Consider the following 17,835-nt stretch of genomic DNA (forward strand, 5'->3'; position numbering starts at 1 on the left):
CGTCTTGTACGTTCTTTGCATGGCCGCCCGGAGTGAAGTCACCGCCTGGCGCCCCGCCGTCCCGGGCGTCACCGAGGTCTTCCACGCCCGCTTCACCGAGTACGCCTACCCGATGCACGTGCACGAGGCGTGGACGCTGCTGATCGTGGACGCCGGGGCCGTGCGGTACGACCTCGACCGGCACGAGCACGGCACTCCGGACGACACCGTGTCGCTGCTGCCGCCGCACGTCCCGCACAACGGCTCCCCGGCGAGCCCGGACGGCTTCCGCAAGCGGGTCGTCTATCTCGACGGCACGCATCTGGGCGACGAGCTCATCGGACCCGCCGTCGACGGTCCCGATCTGCGGGACCCCGTACTGCGGCGGCGGGTGGGGCAGTTGCACACCGCGCTGACCCGCGCCGGTGAGGAGTTCGAGGCCGAGAGCAGGCTCACCCTCATCGGCGACCGGCTCCGGACCCTGCTGGGGCCGGGGCTGCACGCCGAGTCGCCGCGCCGTGACCCCGCCCTCGCCCGCCGGCTGCGCGAACTCCTCGACGAGCGGGTCGTGGAGGGGCTGTCGCTGGAGGAGGCCGCAGGAGGTCTGCGGGCTCATCCGGCGCATCTCGTACGGGCGTTCAGCACCGCCTACGGCATCGCACCGCATCAGTACCTGACCTCGCGGCGGGTCGACCGGGCCCGGGCCCTGCTGCTCGCCGACCGCGGTCCCGCCGAGGTCGCCGTGCTCACCGGGTTCCACGACCAGGCCCATCTCACCCGGCACTTCAAACGTTTGGTGGGGGTGCCGCCGGGGCGCTATCGGACGAGCGCGAGGAGATCGACGGAAGACGCCCGTCCGGTGATCGCCCGCGGTTAGCGTCGCCGGCATGGATGACAGACAGAACTCCTTACCGTTCAGACGTCTCTCCGTCGCCGTCGCCGGGGCGGCCGTCCTGGTCGCCGTCAGTGTCGGCGGTGCCATCGCCGCGAGCTCCGACGACGACCCCGGTGCCCCCGAGCCGAGCGTGTCGGCCTCCCAGCCGCCGGACGAGGGTTCCGGCGGGAGCGTCGGGGTGAGCGAAGGCGGCACCTCGGACGGCAACTCGAACGCCGGGACCTCCGGCGGCACCGACCCGAGCCCCTCCTCCACGTCCCCCGACGACCCCCCGGTCACCGACGAACCCACGGACCAGCCCTCCACTCCGAGCGAGTTGGAGGAGCTCAACCGGCGTATCGCCGAACTCGACAAGAAGATCGACGAGTTGCCCACCAAGAAGGAACTGGCCGACGCGCTGCGGGCCTTCGCGGACCAGCTGGACAAGCCGGCCACGCCCGGCGATCCCGACGGGCCGACGGACGAACCGACCGACGATCCGCAGCCCACCGACTCGCTGCCGCCCGGCAACTCGTAGGGCCCCAAAGCACCGAGGCGCGCCGACGCACCGAGGCTCCGAACAGGCCCTCTGGCCTCAGCCCTGCGAGCGCTGTGTCAGATGGGCGAACGCGTCCAGGTTGCGCGTCGACTCGCCCCGGTCCACCCGCCACGCGTACTCCTTGCGGATCGCGGTGGCGAAACCCAGCTCCAGCAGGGTGTTGAAGCTGCCGTCGGCCGCCTCCAGGACCTGGCCCAGGAGGCGGTCGACCTCGTCGGCGGTGACCACGGCGAGAGGGAGCTTGCCGGTGACGTAGATGTCGCCGAGCCGGTCGACGGCGTAACTCACGCCGTACAGCTTGAGGTTGCGCTCCAGGAGCCAGCGGTGGACGCCGGGTTCGTTCTCGTCGGGGTGGCGGATGACGAAGGCGTTCAGCGACAGGGAGTGGCGGCCGACGAGGAGGGACACCGTCGTCTTCAGCTTGCGGGTGCCGGGGAGCTGGACCACGTAGTTGCCGGGTGCCGGGCTCTCCCACTCCAGCTCGGCGTCCTCCAGGACCCCCTCGATGACCTTCCGCGCATCAGCCATGCTGCGAGCGTACGCGACGGCGGTACGCCTGGGCTGCGGCCACGTACACGTCCGCCGTCGCCGCGGCAGCGGTGTCCCAGCCGAAGGACTGGGCGTGGCGGGCGGCCGCCTCTCCCATGCGCGGTGTGAGCGCCGGGTTGTCCGCGAAATCGCGCAGCACACGCGCGTAGGCGGCCGGATCGTGTCCTCGTACGAGGAAACCGGTCCGTTCGTCGGCCACGGCCACCGGCAGCCCGCCGACCGCCGCAGCGAGCACCGGCGTGCCGGCCGCCTGGGCCTCTATGGCGACCAGGCCGAAGGACTCGCTGTAGGAGGGCATGACCAGCACGGAAGCGGCCCGGAACCAGTCGGCGAGCTGCTCCTGGCCGACGGGCGGGTGGAACCGCACGACATCCGCGATGCCGAGGCGGGAGGCCAGTTTCTGCAGGCCCTCGGGTTTGGCGAGGCCGCTGCCGCTGAGGCCGCCGACGACCGGGACGAGGAGGCGGGAGCGCAGGTCGGGGCGTTGGTCGAGCAGGACGGCGACCGCACGGAGCAGTACGTCGGGGGCTTTCAGGGGCTGGATGCGGCCCGCGAAGAGGGGGATCAGGGCGTCCTGCGGGAGGCCGAGGCGGGCGCGGGCGGCGGCGCGGCCGTCGGCGGGGCGGAAGCGGTCGAGGTTCACGCCGGGGTGGACGACGGCGACCTTGGCGGGGTCGGCGCCGTAGTGCCGGGCGAGTTCCTCGCGCTCCTCGGCGGTGTTCGCGATGAGGCGGTCGGCGGCGGCGACGATCTGGGTCTCGCCGATGACGCGGGCGGCGGGTTCGAGGGTGTCGCCGTCGGCCAGGTTGGCGTTCTTGACCTTGGCCATGGTGTGCATGGCGTGCACCAGGGGCGTGCCCCAGCGCTGGGCGGCGAGCCAGCCGACGTGGCCGGAGAGCCAGTAGTGCGAGTGGACCAGGTCGTAGTGGCCGGGGCGGTGGCCGGCCCAGGCCTGCATCACGCCGTGGGTGAAGGCACACAGCTGGGCGGGGAGGTCCTCCTTGTTGAGGCCCTCGTAGGGGCCCGCGTCCACGTGGCGGACCAGGACGCCGGGGGCCATCTCGACGGTGGGCGGGAGGCCGCCGGTCGTCGCGCGCGTGAAGATCTCGACCTCGATGTTGATCGCGGCGAGGCGCTGGGCGAGCTCCACGATGTAGACGTTCATGCCGCCCGCGTCGCCGGTGCCCGGCTGGTGGAGCGGTGAGGTGTGCACGGAGAGCATGGCGACGCGGCGGGGACGGCGGTGCAGGCGCAGCCGGTGGGGTGCGGCCTGGGAGCGACGCTGAAGCCTGCTGACGTACTGGCTCACGTGGCGCTCCTCCTTGCTGCGGGCATGCCGTTCGGAGGGTTCGGGGCCCTCCAAGGGGGTGCAACACCGGAGCAAGGCATTCCCATTCCGGACGGGGCCGTTTTTGCCGAGGTATTACCGGGTTTCGCTCAACCGTTCGAGGATGGAGTGCGTCGCGGGACTGCGGGGAGCGGTGCGGCGGGGAGCGGTGCGGCGGGGGCGCCACCTCGCCGTCTCCTGCCGCAGCACTGGCACTGGCACTGGCGCCGGCATCTGGCCCCGTAGCCGCCGCATACCCTCGTAGGCATGACGTCCCGTGCCGCCTCCCGCCCCGTGGGCACGGTCACGCGCGGGACGACCAACCCCAACCGGCTGCGCCGCATGGACCGCTGGATCGCGGCGACACACGGCGCCGAACTGCGCCGCGCCGCCGATCCCGTCGCCGTCGACCTCGGGTACGGCGCCGCGCCCTGGACCGCCGTCGAACTGCTGCACCGGCTCCGGACCGTGGCTCCCCACACGCGTGTGGTCGGCGTCGAGATCGAACCGGCCCGCGTGGCGGCGGCGAAGCCGTACGAACGGGACGGGCTCGCCTTCCGGCACGGCGGGTTCGAGATCCCGCTCTCCCGACGGCCCCTGCTGGTCCGGGCGGCCAACGTGCTGCGCCAGTACGACGAGGGCGAGGTGGCCGCCGTATGGGAAGGGCTGTGCGCCCGGCTGGCACCGGCCGACCCGGCACGGGGATCCCGCGGCGGGCTGCTCGTCGAGGGGACCTGCGACGAGATCGGGCGCCGGCACGTGTGGGTCGCGCTCGGCCCGGAGGGGCCGCGGACGGTCACCTTCGCGACCCGGCTGGGGTCGCTGGAGCGGCCTTCGGACCTCGCCGAGCGACTGCCGAAGGCACTGATCCACCGCAACGTGCCGGGCGAGCCGGTGCACGCCTTCCTGCGCGACTTCGACCGCGCGTGGGCCGCGGCCGCGCCCTACGCGTCGTACGGCGCCCGGCAGCGGTGGATCCGGACGGTACGGACCCTGACGGCCGACTGGCCGGTGGTGGACGGGCCTTCGCGGTGGCGGCAGGGGGAAGTCACGGTGGCGTGGGCGGCGTTGGCGCCGCGCGGGGTGCGGCTGTCGTGAACTCCGGTACGCCTCGCCGGTGAACCCGCTGCGACAGGTGGGCAGTCAGGTGGTCCGGCGGCTGCGGTCCGGCCTGCGGGAACGATCGGTGTGAGTCGTTCGTCACAGAGTCGGGGAGATCGTTTTCGGGGGACGGCGAGAGGGGGAGGCACCGACAAGCGCCGCGATGCGGAGGGATACGCCGGGAAGGCGTACCTCTGTCACTTTCGGCCCTGACGTGGCACGATCCCCCGAGCGCCGTAAGTTACTGACGGTAAATCAGCTTTGGGGGCAGGCGTATGAGGACGGGCAAGCGCGGTCTGATCGCTACGGCCATGACCGTGATCGGCGCGGTCGCCGTGCTCTCGGCACCGGGCACCGCCTTCGCCGCCCCGGATCCGACGTCCACGCCGTCCCCCACCGCCTCGCCGACGACTGCCGTGACCAACAAGGACATCGAAGCCGTACGCCGGCAGCTCGACGCGCTCTACCACGACGCGGCCGTCGCCACCGACGCCTACAACGCCGCCGAGGAGAAGGCCGAGCAGCAGTCGGCGCAGATCGTCGCGCTGGCCAAGAAGATCGTCAAGGGCCAGGAGAAGCTGAAGAAGCTCAAGGCCCGCGCGGGTGCCGCGGCCGCCGCCCAGTACCGCACGAACGGCCTGCCGGACGAGGCCAAGCTGATGCTGAGCGACGATCCGCAGCAGTTCCTGGACAGCACCGGACGCGTCCTGCAGGGCCAGCGCGCCACCAAGGGACTTATCGCGGAACTGACCCGGACCCAGCAGGACTTGAAGCAGTACGCCGACGACGCCTCGGCCCAGTGGACGAAGCTGGAGGCGGGCCGCAAGGCGAAGGCGGCCGCCAAGAAGCAGGTCGAGCAGCAGATCGCGGCGGCCGAGAAGCTCGAGTCCCAGCTGGAGACGGCGGAGAAGGAGCGTCTCGCCGAGCTGGAGGAACAGGCCTCCCACAAGGCGCAGTCCGCCTGGCTGGACTCCGGCATCCTCGACGAGATCGACGGCAGGGCGAGCGAGGCCGGGAAGATCGCCGTCGCGTACGCGACGACACAGATGGGCAAACCGTACGAATGGGGTGCGGAGGGCCCGGACTCGTACGACTGCTCCGGACTGACCTCGCAGGCCTGGGCGAGCGCCGGGAAGCCCATTCCGCGCACCTCGCAGGAGCAGTGGAAGCAGCTCAGGCATGTCGACATCAAGGACATGCGGCCCGGCGACCTGATCATCTACTTCGACGACGCCAGCCATGTGGCGATGTACCTCGGCGACGGCGCGATCGTGCACGCCCCGCGGCCGGGGCGGACGGTGACGATCACCGGGGCGGGGACGATGCCGATACTCGGGGTGGTCCGACCCGACGCGTGAGGCGTGCCGGGCGAGGGGTGAGGTGCGCCGAGCGAGGCGTGAGGTGCGCCGGGCGACGCATGAAGTGCGCCGGGTGACGCGTTAGATGCGGCTGCCGGACGTGTGAGATGCGACTTCCGAACCCGCGGGATGCGGCTGCCGGACGCATGAGGTGTGACCGCCGAACCCGCGAGGTGCGACTGCCGGACGCATGAGGTGTGACCGCCGAACCCGCGGGATGCGGCTGCTGGACGCGTGCGAGGTGCCGACCAGCCCCGTGAGAGCTGCGCCATGTGACGCGGGGCACGCCTGACGGCTCCGCAAACCTTCCGTGAACGTGACGTTCGTCATCCCGCCGACACCTGCCACCTGTCCAACTGCGGTACAGAAAGCGGCATATGACAGTGGCCACCGGCCGAACGGTGTGCCTCACGCCATTCCTTTCCCGGCCCGGCACCCGCTATGGTCCCCGTCGGTGGATCGAGACCCCTCGCTTCACCGTGCCCTCGGGGGGAGGGAAGGAATCCGAGACCATGCCCGTACCCATACCGCGGCAGCGAGCGATCCCGGCCGTGGAGAGTGGTCAGGCGCAGGCCGCACCCCAGGGCGGCCCCTCCAAGGAAGCCGCCCCGCACAAGGAAGCCACGGTCGACACCAACACCGCCACCCAACTGACGCTGCTGGTGATCGAGGACGATCCCCGCGGCTCCACGGTCGTCCCCGAGCTCCTGGACCCGACCGGCAGGCCCATGCGCGTCCGCACCGCCCGTAACCTCACCGAGGCGGAGCGGCTGCTCACGGACGACGTGCACTGCATCCTGCTCGACCTCGCGCTGCCCGCACCCGGCCGCGCGGCCGACGACGAGCTCGCCGTACTGCGCCACATCCTGGAGCTCGCACCCCGGCACGCCGTCCTCGCGCTCACCGCGTCCGGCGACTCCGAGCGCGGTGCGGAGGCGGTACGCGTGGGCGCCCAGGACTACCTCTTCCGGGACGAGCTGGACGGGCGACTGCTGAGCCGGGCCATCCGGTACGCGGTGGAGCGGAAACGTTCCGACACGGCGGAGCGCAGGCTCGCCGAGGGGCGACTGCGGGCCCAGGAGAACCGCCGTCTGGAGCGCGGGCTGCTGCCCACACCGCTGCTGGAGGGATCCTCGCTGCGGTTCGCCGCGCGTTACCGGCCGGGGCGGTCACGGGCCCTGCTCGGCGGTGACTTCTACGACGTCGTACGGACTCCCGACGGGACCGTCCACGCGATGATCGGCGACGTCTGCGGGCACGGGCCCGACGAGGCGGCGCTCGGCGTGGAGCTGCGGATCGCCTGGCGCGCGCTGACGCTGGCGGGACTGTGCGGGGACGAGCTGCTCGGCACGCTCCAGCAGGTGCTGGAGCACGAGCGCTCCGACGACGAGATCTTCGCGACCCTGTGCACGGTCGACATAGCGCCGGACGGGCGACGGGCGGGCCTGTGTCTCGCCGGCCATCCCTCGCCGCTGGTGGCCCGGCCTGGCCGGCCCGCGCGACTGCTGCCGTACGACAACAACGGCCCCGCGCTGGGCCTGCTGCCGGGAGCCCGGTGGCCCCGGATGCAGGTGGAGCTGGGGGCCGAGTGGAGTCTGATGCTCTACACCGACGGGCTCATCGAGGGGCATATCGGTCAGGGGCGGGAGCGGCTCGGACAGGACGGAATGGTGTCAATGATCCGTCGCCAGCTGTCCGAGGGGCTGCGCGGTGAGGAACTGCTGCGGGCTGCGGTGAACGAGGTGCGGTCGCTCAACGGCGGCGAGTTGGCGGACGACGTGGCGGTGCTGCTGCTCGACCGGGAGGGTTGATCGGGGTCTGCCCGTCGGGCCACCGCGCCGGATTCAGCCGGGTCGGTGCGGTCAGCGGCCGCCGTTGTAGGGGCCGTACGGGCCGTCGCTGCTGCTTCCGCCGCCACCACCGCGTCGGCCCCAGCCCTTGCCGCCTCCCGACACCTGCCTGAGGGCCGGACGGACGTCCACGAAGAAGACGATCGTGGCGATGAGGCCTGCGATCTGCAGGAAGAGCACCGGCACGAGGAAGTTCACCACGACCGCGATGCCGAGGATGATCAGCCAGAAACCCTTGTTCTGCTTGTCGGCGGCCCGGTAGGCGTCGCCGCGGAACAGCGCGGCCATGACCAGCGCCGCCACGGCGAGAACCAGCATGGCGAGGTAGAGAAGCCCCAGAAACCCTGCGAACCCCTGCATCAGCACAACGTCCACCGCCCGACTCGGCTCGTCAACACACGATTACGCGGTCACCGTACCGGTTCCCGTTCCCGCAAGCTCGCTACCCCGAGAACGGGCCGGGCACTCGGTAAGTGCCCGGCCCGTACAGCTCCCGCGATGCCTTACTTGACGGGCGGGGTCGTCTTCTTCGCCGTGGTCTTGCGCGGCGTGGCCTTCTTGGCGGTCGCGGCCTTCTTCGCCTCGGCGGGGGCGGCGGCCTCGGTGGGCTGCGCGACCGACGCCGGGGTGGCCACCTTGATCTCGCCCGGCTCGGCCTTCGGCTCGACGGCGATGGCCAGTTCCTCGATCTCCTCGGCGGCCTCGCCGCGCCACGTCTTCACGGTCTGCTCGCCGCGCTCGGCGACCTTCTCGTAGGTCTCGCGCGCCTTGACGGCGTACTCGGCGGCGACACCGACGCTGCGCAGGGCGAGGTCCTGGGCGGACTCACCGAGCTTCTTCAGGTCGGCGTCGAGGGTGGTGCCGAGCTTCTTGATGTCCCCGTCCAGGCTGCTGATGAACTCGCCGACCTTGGTCTGGAGGGTCTCCTGCGTCTCCTTGACCTTGGCGCCGGCCTCCTTGGCACGGGCCTGGGCCTTCTCCTGGACGGCCTTCGGGTCGGTGCCGCGCACCGCGTCGATACGGGCCGGCGCCTCGGCGCGCAGCTGCTCGACCAGGCCGGGCACCTTCTTGGCCTCCTGGAAGGCAAGGTCACCGGCGCCGGCGAGGAAGTAGAGGGGGGTCGGGTCGGTGACGGCCTTGCGGATGTCGTCGGTGATGGCCATGGTGATGGTCCTCCCGGGTCGCGTTCTGCTGAGGGTTCGGGGTCCCGCGATGCGTGTCGGCGCACTGTCGGACCAGGTCGTGGTGCCCTGGGTCAACTGGCCGTCTGCTGCGGGTCGGCGTCGCTGCCGTCGGTCCTGCGGGGCTTACGGGTCTTGCGGGGGCGGCGGGTCTCCGGTGCGGCGGCGTCGCCGTCCGGTGGGCCACTGTCCTGAACGCCGCTGTCCTGAAGGTCCTCGTGAGCGCCCGCGTCGCTCTGGGCGTCGTTCTGCGCGGGGGCCGCACCCGCCGGGGCGATCTCGAAGCCGTTCTCCTTGCGGAAGGACTCGTAGATCTGGAGCAGCACCTGCTTCTGCCGCTCGTTGAGCGTGGGATCGGCGAGGATGACCGCACGTGTCTCCACGTCGTCCCGGTCCCGCTCGGCGTCGAGGATGCCGGCCCGCACATACAGCGTCTCGGCGGAGATCCGCAGGGCCTTCGCGACCTGCTGCAGCACCTCCGCGCTCGGCTTGCGCAGCCCGCGCTCGATCTGGCTCAGATACGGATTGGACACCCCGGCGGCATCGGCGAGCTGCCTGAGCGACAGCTGCGCGGTGCGCCGCTGGTCACGCAGGTACTCACCGAGATTGCCGACGTTGAGCGATGCCATGCCTCTACCTTGCCCCACCCGCGCTAACTATTGCAAGCACCCGCTTGCAAAAGTGTGCCACGCCACGTGTGCCCGAGCGTGACTCCCGGGGTGCCCTGTCTCTGTGACGTCCGGGCCGTCTCGGCCTCCTCCGGGTACGCCGCTCCGGCTGTCCCTACGGTCGTTGCGGCTCGTCGGCGTCGCACCGGAGGCGGAGTTCCATCGACGTCTGCCTCAGGAACGCTCCCTTCGCATCACCGCAAGACACTGGTTTCCCACCGAGATGATCACGGCGCCAGGCGCACTCTCCTGGCGGCGCTCATCGGTCTCTCCGGCGCGCTCCGGGCGACCATCGGCGCCCCCGGTCGGCATTGACAACCGCCCTCGCACACCTCCATCATCATTCCACTAATCAAGTAGTGGAATGATGATGGAGGTGATGGTGACCGTGGAGTACCGCATCGACAGGCGGAGCGGGGTCCCTGCCTTCCAGCAGATCGTGCAGCAGACCAAGCAGGCCCTCCGGCTGGGCGTACTCGTGCCGGGTGACCGGCTGCCCACCGCCAAGGAGGTCGCCGCGACCAGCACGGTCAACCCGAACACCACCCTCAAGGCGTACCGCGAGCTGGAGCGCGAAGGCCTGGTCGAACCGCGACCGGGCCAGGGCACCTTCGTACGCCGCACGCTGGGCCGCCCCGAGACGGGCACCGACTCGCCGCTCTACGGGGAGCTGGTGGCGTGGATGTCGAAGGCGGCCGGGGCCGGGCTGGAGCAGGAGGACGTGGCCGCGCTGGTCGCGTCGGCGATGGAGAAGCAGTACGCCGCCGGGAACGTGGCGGCAATGGGGTCCACGACAACGGGGTCCACGGGGGCCACGACAACCAGGAGCACAGGTGAGTGAAGGTATGTACGCGGGGGAACCGGCGATCGAGGCGTACGGGCTGGGGATGCGCTACCGGCGGGGCTGGGCGTTGCGGGACTGCTCCTTCCGGCTCCCGGCGGGACGGATCTGCGGCCTGGTGGGACCCAACGGGGCGGGCAAGACCACGCTGCTGAGCATCGCGGCCCATGTCCTGCAGCCGACGAACGGCTCGATCAGCCTGTTCGGTGAGGCTCCGGGCTCGGTGGAGTCCGGTCGGCGCACAGCGTTCCTCGCCCAGGAGAAGCCCCTGTTCCGCCGCTTCACCGTGGCGGAGACCCTGCGTCTGGGCCGGGAGCTGAACCCCGGCTGGGACCAGCGTGCCGCCGAGGACATCATCCGCGCGGGCAACGTGCCCTTCGACGCGAAGATCAGCACCCTCTCCGGAGGCCAGCGCACCCGCGTCGCCATCGCCCTCGCCTTCGGAAAGCGCCCCGACCTGCTGATGCTCGACGAGCCGATGTCGGACCTCGACCCGGTCGTGCGCCACGAGATCATGGGCACCCTCCTCGCCGAGGCCGCCGAGCGCGGAACCACCGTGCTGATGTCCACCCACGTCCTGGCCGAACTGGAGAACGTGTGCGACTACCTCGTCGTCATCTCCGGCGGCGGAGTGCGCCTCGCCGGTGACGTGGACGAGCTGATGTCCGTGCACACCCTGGTCACGGGCGTGAAGGAGGGTGACGGCATGCCTCCCGCCCTCGCCCGCGGGCACCACACCCTCGTCGAGTCCCGGACCAGCGGCCGGCAGTTCACCGCGCTCATCCGCCCCGAGGGCCCGGTCACCGGCCCCTGGGACACGAACGCCCCGAACATGGAGGAACTCCTGCTCGCCTATCTCCGCTCCCCCGACGCACCACCGCTGATCACCCCCACCGCACAGGTCCATGGCCAGGGGTTCGGCACCGGGGCGGTGGCGGCATGAGCAGCTTCACCCGCAGCTCGACCAGCACCTCGACCGGCTCCACGAGCGACGGCAAGAACGGGACCATGAACGCGACCACCGACGGGACCTTGAACGCGACCACCACGGAGGCCAACCGGCGCCCCCGACTCAGCGGTATGACCTGGCTGGTCTGGCGCCAGCACCGGGCCGCGTTCTGGACGATCCTCGCCGCCACCGCGCTCTCCGTGGCCTGGATCGTCTACCAGCGCGGCCAGTTGGTCGACTTCCTCGACGGCTACGGCTATCCCGGCAAGAGCCTCGACGAGGCGGGCAGCAGGTTCCAGCAGTACAACGACGCGTTCTCCTTCGTCTCCATGGGTCTCCAGGCGATACCCATCCTGCTGGGTGTCTTCCTCGGCGCCCCGCTCATCGCGGGCGACTTGGAGAACGGCACCGCCAAGCTGGTCGCCGCCCAGTCCATGAGTCGGACCCGCTGGCTCGCCACCAAGCTGACGCTGGCCGGACTGGTGGTCGTGGTGAGCACGGGCGTGTTGTCGGCGGTGTTCGGCTGGTGGTGGAACCCCGTCAAGTCCGAGGTCACGGTCATGGACTGGACCTCGGGCGCCGCGTTCAACACGACGGGCCCGGTGCCTGTCGCCCTCACCCTCTTCTCCGTCTTCGGCGGGGTGGCGATCGGTGTGGTGCTGCGGCGCACGCTGATGACCATGGTCGTCACCTTCGGGTTCACCGTGGCCGTCCAGGTCGTCTGGTCCTACTCCATGGTGTCGCTCGGCAACGCTGTCACGATCACGACGAACAAGGGTGTCATGGGCGAGAACGGGTCCCCGTCGCTCCCCCGCGGCGCCTACGAGATCGACTACTCGTTCGTCACCGGCAGCGGCGATCTGGTGGGGTTCGGCACCTGTTCGGGGTCGCAGACCGACGCGGCACGGCAGGCGTGCCTCGACAAGGCCGATGTCGTGGGCTGGGCGGTGGAGTACCTCCCGATATCGCAGATGAACAGCATGCAGTGGTTCGGGGCGTCGATTCTGCTCGCCCTGACCGCCGGTGTCGTGACGTTCCTCTTCTTCTGGGGCCGTAAGCGGCTCGTCTGAGTCCCGTCCCCCGCGCCCCTTTCGGAGGGGCGCCTCTTCCCACCCTTTGATTCCTTGTCCCGTCGGACGGGCTGCTTCGCCGTGCCCGGAAGTCCGGAGAGAAAGGCATGCCTTGAATCACCGTAAGAGGCGAGCGAGTGAGGCTTCCGCTCTCGCCGTGCTCACCGCCGCCGCCCTTACCGCGGCCCTGCTCGGTGCCCCGGAATCCGGGGCCGCACAGTCCGCCGACGGTACGGCAGGTACGGCCGGCGCCCTCGGCAAGGCCAGGACCCTCACCCTCGTCACCGGTGACCGCGTCACCCTGGACGGCGCCGGACAGGTCACCGGCGTACGGCCCGCCAAGGGCCGGGAAGGCACCACCTTCCGCATAGCCCGGACCGACGACCGCACCTACGTCGTCCCGCGCGACGCCGAGCTGCTCCTCGCGAACGGCACCGCCGACCGGCGGCTGTTCGACGTGACGCAGCTGGTCAAGTGGGGTTACGACGACGCGGCCCGCCCCGACCTCCCGCTGATCGTGACGTACGCCAAGGGCCGCACCCTCGCGCCGAGCGCGCTGTCCGCCGCCGGCGCCCGGGTGAGCCGGGACCTGCCCAGCGTCAACGGGGACGCGCTGAAGGCCCGTAAGTCGGAGGGCGCCGACCTGTGGGAGACGCTCACCGGCAGCGGCGGGACGGCGCGGGCGAGATCGGCCGCCGCCGACCGGGTCGAGAAGATCTGGCTCGACGGCAAGGTCGAGGCGGCCCTCGACCGGAGCACCGCCCAGATCGGCGCGCCCGAGGCATGGGCGGCCGGGTACGACGGCAAGGGCGTCAAAGTCGCCGTGCTGGACACCGGGGTCGACGACACGCACCCGGACCTGAAGGGCCGTCTCGACGCGGCGAAGAACTTCTCCGAGTCCGCGGACACCGTCGACCGGGTGGGCCACGGCACGCATGTGGCGTCCACCGTCGCGGGGTCCGGCGCGCACTCCGGGGGCAAGTACAAGGGGGTCGCACCGGGCGCCCGGCTGATCAGCGCCAAGGTGCTCGACGACACCGGCTTCGGCGAGGACTCCGGCATCATCGCCGGTGCGCAGTGGGCCGTCGCGCAGGGCGCCAAGGTGATCAACCTCAGCCTCGGCAGCCCCGACAGCCCCGGCGACGACCCCCTCGAACAGGCGGTGAACCAGCTGTCCGCCTCCTCCGGCGCCCTCTTCGTGATCGCCGCCGGCAACGAGGGCCCCGACGCCGCCACCGTCGGATCACCGGGCAGCGCCGCCGCCGCGCTCACCGTGGGCGCGGTGGACCGCACCGACGCCATGGCCGACTTCTCCAGCCGCGGCCCGACGGCGGACGGTTCCCTCAAGCCCGACCTCACCGCCCCCGGCGTCGACATCGTCGCCGCGAAGGCCGCCGAGGGCACGGAGGGCGACCCGGCCGCCGACGGCTACGTCTCGATGAGCGGTACGTCGATGGCGACCCCGCATGTCGCGGGCGCCGCCGCGATCCTCGCCCAGCGCCACCCCGACTGGACCGGTGAGCGCATCAAGGCCGCGCTCACCGCATCCGCCAAACCCACCGCCGGTGTCTCGGCGTTCGCGCAGGGCACGGGTCGTACGGACATCGTCCGCGCCCTCGACCAGCAGCTCACCACCACGCCGACGACCGTCGGCTTCCCCGCCCAGCAGTGGCCGCACACCGACGACCAGCCGACCACGAAGACGGTCACCTACCGCAACGACGGCGACCGCCCCCTCACCCTCGACCTGAGCACCGAGGCGTACGGCGAGGACGGAAAGCCCGCCGCCGAGGGCATGTTCGAGGTCTCGCCGAAGCAACTCACCGTCCCGGCGGGCGCCACCGCGACCGCCCAGGTCACCGCCGACAGCGGCGCCGGCACGGCCGACGGTTCCTTCGGCGGCGCGGTCACCGCGACCGACGGCGCGGGTACGACCGTACGGACCGGCATCGGCGTACACCGCGAGGTCGAGTCGTACGACCTGACGGTCAAGCACCTCGACCTGAAGGGCAAGCCCGCCATCCGTTCCGAGACCGGGGTGCAGGGCCTGGACAATGAGATCTGGCGGGACTTCTCCGACGACACGGACGGCGAGTTCACCGTACGGCTGCCCAGGGGCCGTTACAGCCTCGAAGGCCGGATCGACACGGGCGCGAACCCCGAAGACCGCTCCGGGGAGCTGGCCCTCCTCCTCAACCCGAAGTTCTCGCTCACCCGTGACACCACCCTCGTCCTGGACGCCCGCAAGGCCGAGCCGGTCCGGATCACCGTGCCGGACAGCCACGCGAAGCAGACCGACGCCACCCTCAACTACGGGTTCGACATCGGCGGGCACCGGAGCATCTCGACGTACCTGATGGGCAGCTTCGCCAAGTTGCGCGTCGGTCAGTTCGGCGGCCGGCTTCCGGCGGGCGAGGCGTTCGCGCAGTACAACGGCACCTGGACGCACGGCAGTACGCGCTACCGGCCGGTCTGGAACCGTACCGGCGACCTGTCGGGCTTCACCGCGAACCCGAAGCGCGGGCAGTTCGCCAAGGTCACGCTCGCCGCCGGTGCGCCCGCCAGGGGCAAGACGGCGACGCTCGTCGCCGCGCCGATGACTCCGGGCGGCTCGTCGTTCGACCTCTACCCCGACACGGGCTCGCTGCCGGGCGTCTTCACCGAGTACGTCCTGCCGGGCGTGCGGTGGCGGTACTCCGTCTCGCAGGACGGAGGCAAGGACGCGGACGGCGAACCGGTGTGGGACGCCGGCCAGTGGATCGCGAAGCCCCGCTCGTACAGCGCGGGCAAGCAGTACACCGAGCGCTTCAACACCGGCGTCTTCGGCCCGCACCTCACCGGCCCGCTGACCGACGGCGAGGACCGCCCCGGCGCGGTCCGCGTCGGCGACACCTTCCTCGCCTACCTCCCCCTGTTCTCCGACGGCGCCGGCCACATCGGCGACTCCCGGTACAGCAAGGCCAGGAGCGCCCTGTACGCGGACGGCGGCACACGAGTCTTCGCCATTGACGAGCCCTTGAACGGCGTCTCGTACGAACTCCCCGCCGCCAAGCGCGCGTTCCGTCTCACCACGGACGTCTCCCGTCCCACCACGCTGTCCTCGGTCAGCACCCGGGTCACCGCCGAGTGGACCTTCACCTCCGCGCACGTCACCGGTGTCGGGCAGCGGCTGCCGCTGTCGGTGGTCCGCTTCACGCCCCGGCTGTCAACGGAAAGCACGGCCAAGGCGGGTACGCGTTTCTCCGTCCCGTTCACGGTCGAGGGGGCGGCCACCGCGCGCACCGCCCGCAAGTTGGCCTTCTCCGTCTCGTACGACGACGGCCGGACCTGGCACCCGGCGAAGGCGGTCGACGGCAAGCGCCTCGACCTGCGTCACCCGGCGAAGGCGGGCACGGTCTCCCTGCGCGCGACCCTCACGGACGCGGACGGCAACACCCTGAAGCAGACGATCCACCGGGCCTATCGGACCGTCAAGTAGAGCCTCTGTACAGGTGCGTTGGTTGGACGCCCGGGTCGACTTCGGCCGGCTCGGGCGCTCTTGCCGTGAACGGGACCCCTGACCGTTCGGAAAGTGAGAGGGGCCGGAGGGGAGCAGCTCTGCGGCCTTGTTGCGAAGATCGTTCTGTTGGAGGCTGAGGCATGCAGAATCTGCCGACCTTCGTCCTTGTTCACGGGGCCTTCGCGAACTCGTTCTCGTTCGCGCCGCTCCAGGCCGAACTCGCTTTACACGGGCACCGCTCGGTCGCGGTCGACCTTCCGGGGCACGGATTCGAGGCGACCTTCCCCGTGGCCTACCAGGCTCCCCAGGACCTCGACGCCCTCGCCGCGGAACCGGGGCGCATCAAGGGAGTCACACTCGCCGACAACGCCTCCCGCGTGATCGAAGTCCTCGAACGGGCCAAGCAGAACGGTCCCACCGTCCTCGTCGGCCACAGCAGGGGCGGCATCACGGTCACCGCCGTAGCCAACGCACGGCCCGATCTGATCGACCGGATCGTTTACGTCTCCGCCTGGTGCCCCGTCGATCTGGACGTGAGCGGCTACTACGCCCAGCCGGAGATGGCCGACGTCGACGCCGGAGGCTTCGCCGCCACGCTCGTCGGGAACCCGGCCGAACTCGGTCTGCTCCGGATCAACTTCCGCACCGCCGACCCGGCCGCCCTCGCCGCATTCAAGCGAGCCTTCGCCGCCGACCTCACCGACGACGAGTTCCGCACCCTCCTGAACACCTTCCAGCCCGACGAGAACCTCGACGCCGGTACGGCCGCCGACCGGGCCCAGGCCTCGACCTGGGGCCGCATCCCCAGGACCTATGTGCGCCTGGCCGCCGACGCCGCCCTTCCGCTCGCCATGCAGGACCGCATGATCCGCGAAGCGGACGCGCTCACACCCGACACTCCCTTCGACGTCCGGACACTCGGGGGAAGCCACCTGCGCTGGCTCGTCCACCCGAAGCCCGCCGCGGAACTGCTCGCGAGTCTCGCAGCGCACCGACAGCGGTAGCGGCGAGCCGACTGCCTGCGGTCAGGACCGCCCCGCCCGCCTACGGACCACCCACAGGCCGCTCGCCGAGGCCTGCTCAGAGCCCGTGTCCCGCTCCAGCCGCGTCGCCGCGCACGCGAGATCGCCACCCTCCTGTTACTCACTTTCGGGTGACGATCTCGCCCGCACCTGGGTGGCGCGGCCTGGCGGTCGGGGACTCCGGATCAGCGCCCATAAGGGTCGTCAGGCCGCAGGAGCGTCAACCTGGTGCATTCGCCGCATGAATGGACGTTACACACGAGAATTACAGCGACGTGGGCGAACGGTAACGGAGCGCCCGTATTGCTTTCACAACCTGCACGGGACGGACATGGTGTGAGTGCGCGGCCAACCGGCCGCCACCCGCACACCGCACCAGCCCGTTCCACCCGGCCCGATCAGGGCCCGGAACAGGTGGGTGCTCGTACAGCCAGGGGGCTTTGTGTCTTCTTCCACTGTGACCGCCCGTCGTATCTCCGCCGCGGCTCTCGCCGCCGCCGCCATCGTCGGGGCCGTGGCGCTGCCGGCGTCGGCGGCCGACCACGCCCGGCCCGAGCGGGCGAGGGTGGAGATCAGCGCGGTGCAGTACGAATCTCCCGGGCGCCACGACCGCTCGCGGCGTTCGCTGAACAAGGAGTGGGTGGAGCTCACCAACACCTCGCGCCGGGAGGTCAACCTCGACGGCTGGACCCTGCGGAACAAGGACGGCCAGACCTACACCTTCCACCACTACCGCCTCGACGGCCGCGCCACGGTCCGTGTCCACACCGGTGAGGGCCGCGACACCGCCACCGACCTGTTCCAGGACCGCCGCGACTACGTGTGGGACGACCGCTCCGACACCGCCACCCTGCGCAACGACCACGGCCGATTCGTCGACGACGAGTCCTGGGGCCGCCACCACGGCGGTCACGGAGGTCCCGGCGGCCACGGCCACGGCGGTCACGACCGCGGCGACTTCCGTCGCTGACCCAGCCGCGCGCATCCACCCCGCCGGGTGATGCCTGC

General features: G+C 71.1%; 16 protein-coding genes. 11 read left to right on the forward strand and 5 right to left on the reverse strand.

Features of this window, described 5'->3' with window-relative positions; translation table 11 throughout:
* The first annotated feature begins 19 nt into the window (after nucleotides 1-19).
* Both ACZ48Z_RS15115 and ACZ48Z_RS15120 read left to right on the forward strand, forming a co-directional pair.
* Nucleotides 20-856 (forward strand): helix-turn-helix transcriptional regulator, encoded by an 837-nt coding sequence (locus tag ACZ48Z_RS15115; RefSeq protein WP_468736268.1) that lies wholly within the window; start codon nucleotides 20-22, stop codon nucleotides 854-856.
* Nucleotides 857-866: 10 nt separating this feature from the next.
* Nucleotides 867-1,391 carry a hypothetical protein gene (locus tag ACZ48Z_RS15120; protein WP_468736269.1) on the forward strand — a complete coding sequence of 175 codons (525 nt, stop codon included), beginning with the start codon at nucleotides 867-869 and terminating at the stop codon, nucleotides 1,389-1,391.
* Nucleotides 1,392-1,448: 57 nt separating this feature from the next.
* Here the strand turns inward: ACZ48Z_RS15120 and ACZ48Z_RS15125 are convergent, their stop codons facing one another.
* A complete protein-coding gene (locus ACZ48Z_RS15125; protein ID WP_468736270.1) occupies nucleotides 1,449-1,940 on the reverse strand; it encodes a type III secretion system chaperone family protein in 492 nt (163 codons plus the stop codon).
* The gene (mshA, locus tag ACZ48Z_RS15130) at nucleotides 1,933-3,270 is read right to left on the reverse strand and encodes a D-inositol-3-phosphate glycosyltransferase (RefSeq protein WP_468736271.1); all 1,338 of its coding nucleotides are present in this window, start codon (nucleotides 3,268-3,270) and stop codon (nucleotides 1,933-1,935) included. Before mshA ends, ACZ48Z_RS15125 begins: the two co-directional genes overlap by 8 nt.
* 285 nt (nucleotides 3,271-3,555) lie before the next feature.
* Between mshA and ACZ48Z_RS15135 the strand changes: the two genes are divergently transcribed.
* The 3 genes from ACZ48Z_RS15135 to ACZ48Z_RS15145 all read left to right on the forward strand — a co-directional run bounded on the left by ACZ48Z_RS15135 (nucleotide 3,556) and on the right by ACZ48Z_RS15145 (nucleotide 7,558).
* A complete protein-coding gene (locus tag ACZ48Z_RS15135; RefSeq protein WP_468736272.1) occupies nucleotides 3,556-4,386 on the forward strand; it encodes a class I SAM-dependent methyltransferase in 831 nt (276 codons plus the stop codon).
* Between the two features lie 278 nt (nucleotides 4,387-4,664).
* Nucleotides 4,665-5,747, forward strand: coding sequence for a C40 family peptidase (locus ACZ48Z_RS15140; protein WP_468736273.1), 1,083 nt, complete (start codon nucleotides 4,665-4,667; stop codon nucleotides 5,745-5,747).
* Nucleotides 5,748-6,259: 512 nt separating this feature from the next.
* The gene (locus ACZ48Z_RS15145; protein ID WP_468736274.1) at nucleotides 6,260-7,558 is read left to right on the forward strand and encodes a PP2C family protein-serine/threonine phosphatase; all 1,299 of its coding nucleotides are present in this window, start codon (nucleotides 6,260-6,262) and stop codon (nucleotides 7,556-7,558) included.
* A gap of 51 nt (nucleotides 7,559-7,609) precedes the next feature.
* Here ACZ48Z_RS15145 and ACZ48Z_RS15150 read toward each other — a convergent pair whose 3' ends face one another.
* From ACZ48Z_RS15150 to ACZ48Z_RS15160, 3 genes are all read right to left on the reverse strand, one after another.
* Nucleotides 7,610-7,963: a DUF2516 family protein gene (locus tag ACZ48Z_RS15150; RefSeq protein ID WP_328753295.1), complete on the reverse strand. Its 354-nt coding sequence runs from the start codon at nucleotides 7,961-7,963 to the stop codon at nucleotides 7,610-7,612.
* A gap of 137 nt (nucleotides 7,964-8,100) precedes the next feature.
* Nucleotides 8,101-8,760, reverse strand: a complete 660-nt coding sequence (locus ACZ48Z_RS15155; protein ID WP_468736275.1) for a hypothetical protein — start codon at nucleotides 8,758-8,760, stop codon at nucleotides 8,101-8,103.
* Between the two features lie 92 nt (nucleotides 8,761-8,852).
* Nucleotides 8,853-9,407, reverse strand: coding sequence for a helix-turn-helix domain-containing protein (locus ACZ48Z_RS15160; RefSeq protein WP_468736276.1), 555 nt, complete (start codon nucleotides 9,405-9,407; stop codon nucleotides 8,853-8,855).
* Nucleotides 9,408-9,825: 418 nt separating this feature from the next.
* On the opposite strand from ACZ48Z_RS15160, the gene ACZ48Z_RS15165 reads away from it, so the two are divergent.
* From ACZ48Z_RS15165 to ACZ48Z_RS15190, 6 genes are all read left to right on the forward strand, one after another.
* The gene (locus ACZ48Z_RS15165) at nucleotides 9,826-10,287 is read left to right on the forward strand and encodes a GntR family transcriptional regulator (RefSeq protein ID WP_468736277.1); all 462 of its coding nucleotides are present in this window, start codon (nucleotides 9,826-9,828) and stop codon (nucleotides 10,285-10,287) included.
* A 4-nt stretch (nucleotides 10,288-10,291) separates the two neighbouring features.
* Nucleotides 10,292-11,230, forward strand: a complete 939-nt coding sequence (locus tag ACZ48Z_RS15170; protein WP_468736345.1) for an ABC transporter ATP-binding protein — start codon at nucleotides 10,292-10,294, stop codon at nucleotides 11,228-11,230.
* On the forward strand, nucleotides 11,227-12,306 hold the full coding sequence (locus ACZ48Z_RS15175) for an ABC transporter (RefSeq protein ID WP_468736278.1): 1,080 nt from the start codon (nucleotides 11,227-11,229) through the stop codon (nucleotides 12,304-12,306). The genes ACZ48Z_RS15170 and ACZ48Z_RS15175 overlap by 4 nt, the downstream gene beginning before the upstream one ends.
* A gap of 157 nt (nucleotides 12,307-12,463) precedes the next feature.
* A complete protein-coding gene (locus ACZ48Z_RS15180) occupies nucleotides 12,464-15,784 on the forward strand; it encodes a S8 family peptidase (protein WP_468736279.1) in 3,321 nt (1,106 codons plus the stop codon).
* A 161-nt stretch (nucleotides 15,785-15,945) separates the two neighbouring features.
* Entirely contained in the window at nucleotides 15,946-16,809 is an 864-nt protein-coding gene (locus tag ACZ48Z_RS15185; RefSeq protein WP_468736280.1) for an alpha/beta fold hydrolase, read from the forward strand.
* A gap of 460 nt (nucleotides 16,810-17,269) precedes the next feature.
* Nucleotides 17,270-17,797, forward strand: coding sequence for a lamin tail domain-containing protein (locus ACZ48Z_RS15190; RefSeq protein ID WP_468736281.1), 528 nt, complete (start codon nucleotides 17,270-17,272; stop codon nucleotides 17,795-17,797).
* The last annotated feature ends 38 nt before the right edge of the window (nucleotides 17,798-17,835 follow it).

Source organism: Streptomyces sp. NPDC031225, from assembly GCF_055570355.1.